Source organism: Corynebacterium stercoris (assembly GCF_024160105.1).
In the GTDB taxonomy this organism is placed as follows: domain Bacteria; phylum Actinomycetota; class Actinomycetes; order Mycobacteriales; family Mycobacteriaceae; genus Corynebacterium; species Corynebacterium stercoris.
The window spans coordinates 102,734-114,710 of the sequence record NZ_JAMFTQ010000005.1 but is presented as its reverse complement, the minus strand read 5'-3'; the positions used below and the strand labels follow the sequence as shown (position 1 = coordinate 114,710).

Below are 11,977 nucleotides of genomic sequence, written 5' to 3'. Positions count from 1 at the left end.
ATAACCCTTATGTCCCGAGCAATCCGCGGCGCAGAGTCCAGCCCGTACCTCGACTTCCACCGCAACGATTGGCGGCAGCGCCGCGCGGCGATGCCCCAGGTGCTCACCGAAGAAGAAGTCGCCCAGCTCAGCGGTATCGGCGAGAACCTCGACCTGAAAGAGGTCGAGGAGATCTATCTTCCGGTGTCCCGTCTCATCCACCTGCAGGTCCGCGCGCGCCAGGAGCTCATTTCCTCGACGGAGGAGTTCATCGGCGGCGACCCGGGGCATGTCCCCTTCGTCATCGGCATCGCCGGTTCCGTCGCCGTGGGCAAGTCCACCACCGCCCGCGTGCTGCAGGTACTGCTCCAGCGCTGGGACTCCCACCCGCGCGTGGACTTGATTACTACCGACGGCTTCCTCTACCCCACCAAGGTGCTCCAGGAGCGCAACCTGATGCACCGCAAGGGTTTCCCGGAGTCCTACGACCGCCGCAACCTCATGCGCTTCGTCACCGAGGTGAAGTCCGGCCAGCCCCTGGTCACCGCCCCGATCTACTCGCACAAGGCGTACGACATCCTGCCCGGCGAGCACATCGAGGTGCGCAAACCTGACATCCTCATCCTCGAGGGCCTCAACGTGCTGCAGACCGGCCCCACCCTGATGGTCTCCGACCTCTTCGACTTCTCCATCTACGTCGACGCGAAGACCGAAGACATCGAACGCTGGTACATCGACCGCTTCCTCAAACTGCGCCAGACCGCCTTCCGCGAACCGGGCGCGCACTTCGCCGGCTACGCCAGCCTCGACGACTCCCAGGCGGCGCTCAAGGCGCGCGAGCTGTGGCAGACGATCAACCTGCCGAATTTGGTTGAGAACATCCTGCCCACCCGCGTCCGCGCCTCCCTCGTGCTGCGCAAGGGTTACGACCACACGGTGCAGCGCGTGCGAATGCGCAAGCTCTAAACGTCGGAAAGCGTTAAGCCCCTACTTGCCGAAGCGGCGCGAACGCTGCGAGTAATCGCGCAACGCGCGCAGGAAGTCGATCTTGCGGAATGCCGGCCAGTACGTGTCGGTGAACCAGATCTCCGAGTACGCGGCCTGCCAGATGAGGAAGCCCGAAAGGCGCTGCTCGCCGGAGGTGCGGATGACCAGATCCGGGTCCGGTTGGCCGGAGGTGTAGAGGTGCTCCCCAATCGAATCGACGGTGACCTTCTCCGCGAGCTGGCCGGCTGGGGTGCCGGCAGCGGCCTCGCAGTCGATGAGGGAACGCACGGCATCCACGATCTCCTGGCGGCCGCCGTAGCCCACTGCGATGTTCACGGTCAGCCCCGCCTTGGACGTGGTCGCGTCGGCTGAGGCGCGCATCCGCTCCGCAACCTCGGGCGGCAGCAGGTCGAGATGGCCAACGAGGCGCACGCGGCAGGAGTAGTCCTCGGTAGCCAGATCGTCGATGACATCGGAGATGATGGCGAAGAGCAGCTCAACTTCCTCGGACGTGCGCTGGAGATTCTCGGTGGACAGCAGGTAGATGGTGACAACCTCCACCTCCATCTCGGCGGACCAGCGCACCAGCTCGCCGATCTTCGCGCCGCCCGCGCGGTGGCCGTGGGAAATGTCGGTGTAGCCGGACTCCCGCGCCCAGCGGCGGTTGCCGTCCGCCATGACGGCGATGTGGCGTGGCCGCGGCTTCCCGCGCAGCTCACGCTTCAAGCGCGCTTCATACAGCGGGTAAAGGAGAGGATCGAACACAGCCACGCCCCCGATACTACCGGGGCAGCGCCTAGAAGAAGCCCTTCTTCCGCTGGTCCAGCACGCCCGCCTCGGCCATGGCACGGGTGATGGCCTCCTCGTCGAACGGGTCGATGCCGTGCATCTCCGCGAAGACCTGGCGACGCCTGAAACGGGAGTAGCGGCGGTGGAAGGCGTAGCCCAGGGAGAGCACCACCACAGCCAAGCCGACGATCAGCAACAGGCCAATCGGGGAGGCCTTGCCGAAGTCCGGTCCCGCCGGCGCCTGCGCCGGAGCCTGGGCAAGGACCCAGCCGGTGGTGGTGACGGCGGCTGCGTGCAACTGGGAAATCATGCGGTGGCCTCCTCGGTGATGCCCGCGAACAGATCATCCTCGGGCAGGGTCGTGTCAACCCGGCTGCGCGCGAGCTCGAACTCCTCCGTCGGCCAAACGCGCTGCTGGTCCTCGATCGGGCTGGCCAGAAACGCCCCGGCCGGATCGATCTGCGTGGCGTGCGCGGCGAGTGCCTGCGCACGATTGGCAAAGTAGTCGGCGCAAGCCACGCGCGTGGTCACGCGCTCCATGATGTCGGCCTTATTCTCTTTCCACCGCTTGATCATCAGCTCGTAGGGGCTGGGCTTGCCGGCCTCGAGCAGCAGATCGTGGAGCAGCACCATGCGCTGCATGATGAAGCCGTGGGTGTAGTAGAGCTTCAACGGTGTCCACGGCTCGCCCGCCTCGGGCGCGAAGTCCGGGTCGCCGGCCTTCTCCCACGCCAGCATGGACACCGCGTGCACCATGAGGTGATCGGGGTGCGGGTAGCCGCCGTTCTCGTCGTAAGTGATGATGACGTGCGGGCGGAAGTCCCGGATCTGCGCCACGATGCGCGCGGCGACATCCTCGACGGGCTGGAGCGCGAAGCAGCCTTCCGGCAGCGGCGGCAGCGGATCACCCTGGGGCAGGCCGGAGTCCTCGTAGCCCAGCCATGCATGCTCCACCCCGAGGGCATCGACGGCCGCGGCCATCTCGCCCTTGCGCACCTCGTAAATGTTCTCGAGCACGCCGGGACGGTCCATCGCCGGGTTCAAGATATCGCCGCGGCGGCCGTCGGTGCAGGTCACTACTTTGACGCGGTGCCCCTCGGCGGCGTATTTCGCCATTGTCGCGGCACCCTTCGAGGATTCGTCGTCAGGATGCGCGTGGATTGCCATCAAGCGCAAACCGGTCACTCGTACTCCACCTTCATTCGTAGGGGTCATGCGTCATCTCCGCGCCATCTTAGTACCATCAGTCCCAAACACACCCCATCGATCGAGGTTGATCACTGTGTCCACGACCCAGCCCACGTCCAGCGGCGCGCAGCCGCGGCCCCGCTCCCGCTACGGTTCCGCTACCGGCGGCGGAGGCGTGAGCGGCAAGGTGGTCGCCGTCTTCGCCGTCGCCATGCTGGCGCTCCTCGTCATCATGGGTGCCCGCGCGTTCATACAGGCGCAGTCCCGCCCGGTCACGGCGGAGTTCATTTCGCAGGAGCGTATCGACGACTCGACTGGCCGCCTCTGGATCGAGGTGGACCGCAAGGACACCTCGCAGGACGCCTACTGCATCGTCTTCGCAGTGGATTACGAGCACAACGAGATCGGCCGCCGCGAGGTGGTCATCCCGGCGGGCGGGGACAAGCTCCAGCGCTTGGCGGTGGATCTGCCGACCCGCAGCCCGATTGCGTCGGGACGCGTGTACGGCTGCTCGGAGAATGTGCCGTTCTATATGGACACCGGCACGACGTACCTTGACGCACGCTGATAAGCTTCGCTGCAGCAATAACCAGCGATGCCCCGTCCGCGACCAAAGGCGGAGAGGGCTCGTTTGACGTATGAGGGAAGGTTTGAACGCCCATGGCTGAGACCCAGCAGCAGTACATCACCCCGGAGATGAAGGCGAAGCTGGAGAAGGAGCTCCAGCAGCTCATTGACAACCGCCCCGTTATCGCGGCCGAGATCAACGAGCGCCGCGAGGAGGGCGACCTCAAGGAGAACGCCGGCTACGACGCCGCCCGCGAGCAGCAGGACCAGGAAGAAGCCCGCATCAAGCAGATTTCCGAGATCCTGGCGAACTCCACCACCGAGCGCACCGGCGTCATCGAGGGTGTCGCGCACGTCGGTTCCGTGGTCCACGTGTACTACGACGGCGACGAGAACGACCGAGAGACCTTCCTCATCGGTACCCGCGCAGCCTCCACCGACAACAAGGATCTGGAGACCTACTCCGAGAACTCCCCGCTGGGCGCCGCCGTGGTCGGTGCCGCCGAGGGTGAGACCCGCACCTACACCGCGCCGAATGGCCGCGAGATTTCGGTGACGGTCATCTCCGCGGAGCCCTATGATTCGGATAAGGCCTCTACTCCGCGCGCGAAGTAACCCCGCTCATTTTGCACGTATCGACGATTGAAGGATGTAAACCCGTGACCTCCTCCCACGCACGCAAAGCCTCCGCCGCCATCGCGGCGCTCGCAACACTGGCCATCGCAGCGTGCTCCCCGCCGCACCAGATCGACTCCGACCAGAAGATCGACACCGCCACGAGCCAGAACCCGGATTCCCTCGCCTCTTCCGGCAAGACGGGCGCGACCGCTGCTGCTTCCGCCACCAACGTTGCCGAGGCGTCCGCTGTCCGGGCATCCAACACGGCATCCGCGACCGCGACCGCCCAGCAGGCTGCCGACGGCACCCCGCTGCTGAACAACTGCGGCGACCTCGGCTTGGAGCGCCCGACCTCCCTGAACCTGGACTGCAAGGGCGGCAAGGAGCGCCTCGAGGACATCGTCTGGGATTCCTGGGATGCCAACGGCGCAAAGGGTACCGCTACCCGCATCACCGTGAACCCCGACCGCGTTGTCGAGGGTGCGCAGGTGACCCTGGGCTCCCCGCAGGAGGTTGACGGCAAGCTGGTCTTCACCGTGATCTCGGTCGACGGCAACTCCATCAACCCGGAGTCGAACTACTAATCCGCTCAGTTCATGAGAAATGCCCCGCAATTGTGCGGGGCATTTTTTCGACGATCGTTTCTAGCGGTCGCTGACGTAGGACAGCAGGCGCAGGATCTCGGTGTAGAGCCACACCAGGGTCACGGCCAATCCGAGGGCGACGCCCCACGCGGCCTCCTGCGGCGCGTTGGTGCGCACCAGCTTGTCTGCCAGATCGAAGTCCTGCAGGAACGCGAGCGCTGCGAGCACGATGCAGACGACACCGAAGATGATGCCCATGGTGCCGCCGCCGCGCAGCGGGGACATGCCGGTGAACAGGTACAGCAGGAAGTTGCCGAGCGCCATGAAGAAGACGCCGAAAATCATGCCGGTGAGGATGCGGTTGAAACGCGCAGTGACGCGGATCGCGCCGGTGCGGTAGACAACCAGCATGCCGACGAAGACGCCGATGGTGCCCAGGATGGCCTGGCCGATCATCGCGCCGGCATCGGCGCCGCCCACGGTGAACGCGCCGGTGACGGCGAAGGAGAAGCCGCCGAGGAACAGGCCCTCGAACACGGCGTAGAGGAGGGTTACGGTCGGCGAGCCGAACTTCTTGCCGAAGGAGTGGACCAGCACGGTGATGAACGCCGCGATGGCGCCGCCGAAAGTCAGGATGGCGGCGACCGGCTGGACGCCGCCGGCCCACATCATGAAGGAGACGATCGCGGACACGATGATCACGGCCAGGGTAATGCCGGTCTTCGCAGTCACATCGTCGATAGTCATCGGGCGCGAAACCTGAGCACCGTGCGGCGGTGCCATCGGCGCACCGTAGCCCTGCTCAAAGCCAGGCTGCTGGTAACCGTAGCCCTGGGGCATCCGGACGGCTTGGTTGTCGGCTCCCGGCAAATTCTTCAAAACAGGGTTATTGCTTCTCACGTTGCCCTAGTTCCTTTCAATGTCGGAGTGTGTATACACCGGTTCCAACGTACCTTCCCCCCGTTTAGTTCCCATTAATTTGAAAATGGTTCGATTCGTTGCTGCGGTACATTGTGGGGCATGCGGTGGCTCAGTGGTTACGCCTCCCGCCTGCGGCGCGGCCCGCGCGTGGGTGGGGATGCCGTGCGCGAACACCTCTCCCAGTTCGTGGCTTCCACGGACCCCTTCATCTTCCGGTTCGACGAGTTCGAGGTGCACGCCCACCACGTCGACGAGCCGCTCCCCCACCTCCTCTACACCACGTTCGGCTTCTCCCGCGTGAACTCCACGGTGCCGGTCGCTGGCACGCAGACGGAGCTCACGCTGCGCGTCCCGGCGGACACCCCTGTTCCCTATGCGTGGCCCGCCGAGCAGCTCGCCGCCATGGTCAAGCTCGTGCGCCGCACCGGCAACGAGATCGCGCCCGGCCACCACATGCGCTTGAAGGAGGCAGTGCTTGACGACGCCGAGATTCAGGCCTTTACCTTCGTCACCGACCCGATCCTCGGCGTTATCGACACCCCCACCGGCATGGTGCGCTTCACCTACGCCGTCGGGTTGACCCTGCGCGAGCTCGACGCCGCGCTGAGCTGGGACCCCATGAAGTTCACTGGCGTCCTCGGAGATTTCGTTCCGCTCGGCATCACTGACCCGGCGCGCGCCGACATCCTCGCTATCCCGGAGGTCCGAGCGCGGGTGAAGGAGGGCACGCTGAGGGACGGATCGTCGGTAAGCGCGGCGCAAGCCAAGCTGCTCGACGTGGACCCGAGCGGGCGCATCGACCTCGACCCGCTCGCGGCCCAGGCGCTGCTGCGCGCGGCTCGGTTCCGCCTCGGGCGCGGGCATTCCTTCGCCCTCGTGCGCGGTGAGACGTGGCTTCGCATCAGCCCCGACGCGACGTTCGAGGCGACCGAGTCACACGTGCAGCTGCCCGCATCCCGGAAGCTCATCGACGAACTCGTCGCCACCTTCGACGCGACCCCCGGCGTGTATCGCCTGCGCACCGTGCCAGTTGAGATTCACGTGGTAGACACGGACAGATGACCCGCCCCACCCTCTAAACCGTCGGCCGGCCGCTGGGGGCGGCTGCGCGCTGGTGGAGGGGAAGAAGTGAAGCGTCGTTAAGCGGAAAGCTCCCGCTGATCCGCGCGACGGGCGACCCGCGGGAGATCGTGCCGCGCATCGCCGCCGAGCTGGGCGCGGAGGTGACGTGGAACCGCCGCTACCACCTCACGGACGTCGACGCGCAGGTCAAGGAGGCAACCGGCGCCACCAGCCACCCCGGGTTCCTGCTCACCGAGCCCTGGGCGGGCAAGCCCTACAAAGTGTTCACGCCGTTTTCGAAAGCGGTGCAGGCAGCGCTATCCGACGCTCCCCCGCAGCCGCTTCCCGCACCCGATATCACCCCGCTGGACATCGACACCGCGGAGTTTTCGGACCGCGCCGCAGAGCCGGAGCCGTTCTGGGCTTCCGATACGCTCGCCACGCACTGCACCCCAGGTGAGGACGCGGCGCTGGAGCGTTTCCACAATTTCTTGGAGCACCTGGCGGACGGCGGCGGGTACGACAATGACGACTTGAGCGGCCATTCCACCACCGGGCTCAGCCCCCATCTGCGCTTCGGCGAGATCTCGCCCGGCTACATCTGGGCCGAGGCGTCCGCCCTCGACGCCCCCGGCGTGTGGGCGATGCTGCGGCAGGTGATCTGGCGCGATTTTGCCTGGCACCGCTACTTCCACGTGCCGGACATGACGACGCGCAACGTCCGCGAGCAATTCGACCGCTTCGAGTGGTCCTGGGCCGGCGACACCGACCACCTCGCCGACCTGGCATTATGGCAGCGCGGCGAGACCGGCGTGCCGCTGGTGGATGCCGGCATGCGTGAGCTGTGGGCCACCGGCACCATGCACAACCGCGTGCGCATGGTCGCGGCGAGCTGGCTGACCAAGAACCTGGGCATCCACTGGCGCCACGGCGAGGAGTGGTTCTGGGACACGCTTGTCGACGCCGACGTCGCCTCCAACCCCTTCAACTGGCAGTGGGTCGCAGGCTCGGGCGACGACGCAGCGCCCTACTTCCGCATCTTCAACCCGCTGCTGCAGCAGGAGAAGTTCGATCCGGGCGGCTCGTACGTGCAGCGCTGGGTGCCGGAGGCGTTCACGCCGCTCTACCCGGAGCCGATGGTGGACGTGAAAGAATCCCGCAAACGCGCCTTGGAAAGTTACCAGGAAGTGCGCAGCAGCATGTAGGTTCGTCCGTATGCAATTCCCAGGTCTGCCCCGCACCATCGCCGCCGGCTCGATGTAAGTAGCCCAGTGACCGCCGACTACCTGCAGCGCTACGATCGCATGTGCGACCACGCGGCCGCTCAAGTGATCGCGGGGTACTCCACCAGCTTCTCGCTGGCGTCGAAGTTCCTCGCGCCGCGAGTCCGGCGCGACATCGCCAACCTGTACGCGATGGTCCGCATCGCGGACGAGATCGTGGACGGCACCGCCTCAGCCGCAGGCGTCAACCCCGCCGACGCGCTCGGCGCGTACGAGGCGCAGGTGCTCGCCGCGCCGGCGCAGCGCTTCCACACCGATCCAGTCCTCCACGCCTACGCGGCCACCGCGCGGCGCTGCGGGTTCGACCAGGAACATGTGCGGGCATTCTTTACGACGATGCGCCGCGACCTCACCCACACCGACTACGCCGCGGACGAGCTCGAGGCCTACGTGTACGGCTCCGCCGAGGTGATTGGCCTGCTCTGCCTGGGGATCTTCCTCACAGGCCGAGACACCTCCCCCGCCGACCGCGCCGAGATGGAAGCAGGCGCCCGCGCTCTCGGCTCCGCGTTCCAGAAGATCAACTTCCTGCGCGACTACGGCGAGGACCGCGACACCCTCGGCCGCCGCTACTACGATCTCGACGACGCCACCAAGGACGCCGTCGTCGCCGAGATCCGCGCGGAACTCGCGCAGGCAGACAGTGCCATCCCCCTGCTGCCGCGTTCTGCGCGCGCCGGTGTCGCAGCGGCCGCCGCACTCTTCGCCGAACTGACCGACACCGCCGAACGCACCCCCGCCGCAGAGCTCGCCACCACGCGCATCAGCGTGCCCGCCCACCGCAAGCTCGCAGTCACAGCCCGCGCCGTGGCGAGGAAAGGAACCCATGTCTAAGACCGTGATCGTGATCGGCGCCGGAGCTGCGGGACTCGCCACCGCAGGTCTGCTCGCCCGCGACGGCTACGACGTCACTGTGTGCGAGCGACTCGACACCATCGGCGGCCGCGCCGGCGAGGAGACGGTCGACGGTTTCCGCTTCGACACCGGCCCGTCCTGGTACCTCATGCCCGACGCCTTCGACCATTTCTTCGAGCTCATGGGCACCTCCACCGCCGCTGAGCTCGACTTGGTCGACCTCACCCCCGCCTATCGGCTCTTCCCCGAGCACCACGCACCTCTCGACGTCCCCTCCGGCCGCGGCGCCGCCGAGGCACTGTTCGAATCGATCGAGCCGGGCGCCGGAGCAGCCCTCGCCGATTACCTCGACTCCGCCGCCGACACCTACGACATGGCCGTCGAGCGCTTCTTGTATACGAACTTCGACAGCGTGAAACCGTTCGTCGATAAGCGAATGCTCCCCCGGTACGCAGATCTGGCGAAGTTCCTCACCATGCCCCTGGACCGCTTCGTGGCGGAGCGTTTCGCGGACACGCGCCTGCGGCAGATGCTGACGTATCCTGCGGTGTTTTTGTCGTCGCGGCCGTCGCGCACGCCGTCGATGTACCACCTGATGAGCCACACCGACCTCACCCAGGGCGTGCAGTACCCGCAGGGCGGATTCGCCGCTGTGATGGACGCACTGCACCGGCTCGCGGTGGCGAACGGCGCGCAGATCCGCTGCGGCGCCGACGTCACCGCCATTACGTACTACGGCAGCGTTGCCACCGGCGTGCGCCTCAGCAGCGGCGAGGAGCTTCGTGCCGACGTCGTCGTGTCCTGCGCCGACCTGCACTTCACCGAGACGCGCCTGCTGCCGAAGTCGAAGCGCACCTACGACGAGTCCTACTTCGCGCCCCGCGACCCGGGCCTCGGCACAGTGCTGGTGATGCTGGGGGTCGAGGGCGGACTCCCCCAACTCGAGCACCACAACCTGCTGTTCAGCGAAGATTGGGAGGACGACTTCGACGCGGTGTTCAACGCGCCGGCCGCTGCCCGCCCGCTCGGCGCGTCTCGCTCGATCTACGTGTCAAAGCCCTCCGCGACCGACACCTCGACCGCCCCTGCCGGTCACGAGAACCTGTTCGTGCTGGTTCCGGTAGCAGCGGCCGAATCCCTCGGCCACGGAGACATGTACCGCGGCGCGGGTTCCGAAGCCGTCGAGCGCATCGCCGACGCCGCCGTCGCACAGATCGGCGAGTGGTGCGGCATCGACGACCTCGCCGAGCGCATCGTGGTGCGCCGCACCCTCGGCCCGGCCGACTTCGCCGAGCGCTACCACGCCTGGTCCGGCGGCTCGATCGGACCTGCACACACCCTGCGCCAGTCCGCGTTCCTCCGCGGTTCAAACCGCTCGAGGAAGCTGAAGAACCTCTACTACGCCGGCGCCACTACGGTGCCGGGCGTCGGCGTGCCCATGTGCCTCATCTCCGCCGAGAACGTGCTCAAACGCCTGCGCGGCGACCGCTCCCCCGGACCTGTGCCCCCAGTCGGACTCGAACCGACACTGCGCGGATTTTAAGTCCGCTGCCTCTGCCAATTGGGCTATAGGGGCTTTCGCTTAACGACGAAACTCCATGCAGCATACGGCACACCCACGACCTAAAGCCATTCACATTATACGATGCTTATATATCGAAAGTCTTATCCCTTTTTCTTGGTTTACCCCTTTACAAAGGCTCACGGTTCGAATACACTATCTACTGACACCACTCGATACAGACGAAAGGAGGGTTACCGTGCACTTTACTACCGAATTCGACAACGACCTCTGCAAGGTCGGCCAAGCCATGCGCGATGCCGAGTTCGCAGTGTTCGGCCGCTTCGCCGAGCCGGGGTGCGAGCTCGCCGACCTCGAGCAGGAAGCCCTCCACGTCGCCACCGCCCTCGGCCGCTCCACCCGCTGGGCGGAGGGGTGCATTATGGCGTACCACTCGCTCCAGATCTTCCCTCGTCTGGTTGACCTCCAAGGCGAAACCCGCCGCCTCGACATGCCTCGCATCGACGCGATCTCCGAAACCGCGCTCGTCCTGCTCAACCTCAACGAACCGGAGATTTGGCAGGAATTCGACGAGGTCCTCGTCGGGATGTTCACCCCCACCAAAGAGGCGCAACCACTGCCCTCCCCAACCGCGATTCGCCGCCGTCTCAACATGCGCCTGCGCCGCATCGACGCTGCGCTGGCTCCCAGCCTCCGCCGCAAGAAAGAGCGCAAGGAGGAGAAGGAACGCCAGGCGCCTACGAGCACGGTCGACTTCTTCGGACTCAACGAGCTGCAGGCATCCATGATGTTCAACAGCGACGCAGCCACGTTGGAGGAAGTGCGGGCCCACATCACCGACGTCGCCAAGGTTCTCAACCTGCCCCTCGCCGAGGCGGCGAAGGTGGTACTCACCGGCAGGGGCGGTCCCGCACCGAAGATCGTGCTGAACGTCTTCGCCGCCAAGGACGATCGCTCCTCCTACTACCTGCCAAACTTCGGCTGGACCGACGCCGCCGGCACTGCCGCGCTTGACGAGCTGATGGAGGACAACCCGCCCAAGATCGTCGACCTCGACGCAGCAGCAGAGGCCACCACGGAGTCCTACACCCCCACCGCACCGATCAAGGCGTTCGTCCAAGCCCGCGACGGACACTGTGTGTACCCGAACTGCGACAAACCCGCCGTCAAGTGCCAACTCGACCACAGAATTCCGTTCGACGACGGCGGCCCGACCACAGCTTCGAACCTGTTCTGCCTCTGCCCGAAACACCACAACGTCAAAACCGATAAACGGGCGTTCTACCTGCCCGATCCAGCTACCGGCGACATCGTCTGGCTTTTCGCTGACGGCACCTACACCACCACCCGCCCCGACGGCATCCTCGATCGCTTCACCGCGCCCACTTCACCGAGGTGGGTCACCACCCTGGCCCAGCGCAGGCAAAAGCTTGCCGACGATTTCGAATTCGAAGCGCGGTGTCACGCAGCCGTCGATAAGTATGAGCGCTTCCCCGACATTTGGGAGTGCTGGAAGGAACTCGAGGCCCTGGAAAAGGAGTTCGGCAGGAAATTCGAGTATTGGCCCGAAGGCCCCGACGAAGATGACCCGTATTGGGACACTGCCGTGCCGTTCTAAAACG

Annotated in this window: 13 protein-coding genes and 1 tRNA gene; 9 read left to right on the top strand and 5 right to left on the bottom strand. The window is 65.9% G+C overall.

What is annotated here, in order from left to right; genetic code table 11:
- Nucleotides 1-9: 9 nt before the first annotated feature.
- On the top strand, nt 10-945 hold the full coding sequence (gene coaA, locus M5J20_RS06025; RefSeq protein ID WP_253577546.1) for a type I pantothenate kinase: 936 nt from the start codon (nt 10-12) through the stop codon (nt 943-945).
- A gap of 21 nt (nt 946-966) precedes the next feature.
- On the opposite strand, the gene M5J20_RS06020 is transcribed toward coaA, so the two are convergent.
- The 3 genes from M5J20_RS06020 to mca are packed head-to-tail and all read right to left on the bottom strand — an operon-like array spanning nt 967 to nt 2,940.
- Nucleotides 967-1,737, bottom strand: a complete 771-nt coding sequence (locus tag M5J20_RS06020) for an isoprenyl transferase (RefSeq protein WP_253577544.1) — start codon at nt 1,735-1,737, stop codon at nt 967-969.
- Between the two features lie 25 nt (nt 1,738-1,762).
- Nucleotides 1,763-2,065, bottom strand: coding sequence for a hypothetical protein (locus M5J20_RS06015; protein ID WP_253577542.1), 303 nt, complete (start codon nt 2,063-2,065; stop codon nt 1,763-1,765).
- Nucleotides 2,062-2,940: a mycothiol conjugate amidase Mca gene (gene mca, locus M5J20_RS06010; RefSeq protein WP_253577540.1), complete on the bottom strand. Its 879-nt coding sequence runs from the start codon at nt 2,938-2,940 to the stop codon at nt 2,062-2,064. Before mca ends, M5J20_RS06015 begins: the two co-directional genes overlap by 4 nt.
- Nucleotides 2,941-3,037: 97 nt before the next feature.
- Between mca and M5J20_RS06005 the strand changes: the two genes are divergently transcribed.
- The 3 genes from M5J20_RS06005 to M5J20_RS05995 all read left to right on the top strand — a co-directional run bounded on the left by M5J20_RS06005 (nt 3,038) and on the right by M5J20_RS05995 (nt 4,712).
- A complete protein-coding gene (locus M5J20_RS06005) occupies nt 3,038-3,511 on the top strand; it encodes a DUF4307 domain-containing protein (protein WP_253577539.1) in 474 nt (157 codons plus the stop codon).
- Nucleotides 3,512-3,603: 92 nt separating this feature from the next.
- Entirely contained in the window at nt 3,604-4,125 is a 522-nt protein-coding gene (gene greA / locus M5J20_RS06000) for a transcription elongation factor GreA (protein ID WP_253577537.1), read from the top strand.
- A 44-nt stretch (nt 4,126-4,169) separates the two neighbouring features.
- The gene (locus tag M5J20_RS05995; protein ID WP_253577535.1) at nt 4,170-4,712 is read left to right on the top strand and encodes a hypothetical protein; all 543 of its coding nucleotides are present in this window, start codon (nt 4,170-4,172) and stop codon (nt 4,710-4,712) included.
- Between the two features lie 60 nt (nt 4,713-4,772).
- Here the strand turns inward: M5J20_RS05995 and M5J20_RS05990 are convergent, their stop codons facing one another.
- Complete coding sequence (locus M5J20_RS05990; RefSeq protein ID WP_367614899.1) at nt 4,773-5,612, bottom strand: Bax inhibitor-1/YccA family protein; 840 nt, start codon at nt 5,610-5,612, stop codon at nt 4,773-4,775.
- Nucleotides 5,613-5,732: 120 nt separating this feature from the next.
- Here M5J20_RS05990 and M5J20_RS05985 point away from each other — a divergent pair, with 120 nt between their 5' ends.
- From M5J20_RS05985 to crtI, 4 genes are all read left to right on the top strand, one after another.
- Complete coding sequence (locus M5J20_RS05985; protein ID WP_253577531.1) at nt 5,733-6,695, top strand: suppressor of fused domain protein; 963 nt, start codon at nt 5,733-5,735, stop codon at nt 6,693-6,695.
- A gap of 32 nt (nt 6,696-6,727) precedes the next feature.
- Entirely contained in the window at nt 6,728-7,900 is a 1,173-nt protein-coding gene (locus tag M5J20_RS05980; protein ID WP_256478141.1) for a cryptochrome/photolyase family protein, read from the top strand.
- Between the two features lie 99 nt (nt 7,901-7,999).
- Nucleotides 8,000-8,812: a phytoene/squalene synthase family protein gene (locus tag M5J20_RS05975; RefSeq protein ID WP_253577591.1), complete on the top strand. Its 813-nt coding sequence runs from the start codon at nt 8,000-8,002 to the stop codon at nt 8,810-8,812.
- The gene (gene crtI, locus M5J20_RS05970) at nt 8,805-10,376 is read left to right on the top strand and encodes a phytoene desaturase family protein (protein ID WP_253577589.1); all 1,572 of its coding nucleotides are present in this window, start codon (nt 8,805-8,807) and stop codon (nt 10,374-10,376) included. The genes M5J20_RS05975 and crtI overlap by 8 nt, the downstream gene beginning before the upstream one ends.
- On the opposite strand, the gene M5J20_RS05965 is transcribed toward crtI, so the two are convergent.
- A tRNA-Leu gene (locus M5J20_RS05965) sits at nt 10,336-10,409 on the bottom strand. The genes crtI and M5J20_RS05965 overlap by 41 nt on opposite strands.
- A 184-nt stretch (nt 10,410-10,593) precedes the next feature.
- On the opposite strand from M5J20_RS05965, the gene M5J20_RS11500 reads away from it, so the two are divergent.
- Entirely contained in the window at nt 10,594-11,973 is a 1,380-nt protein-coding gene (locus M5J20_RS11500; protein ID WP_253577529.1) for an HNH endonuclease signature motif containing protein, read from the top strand.
- Nucleotides 11,974-11,977: the final 4 nt, after the last annotated feature.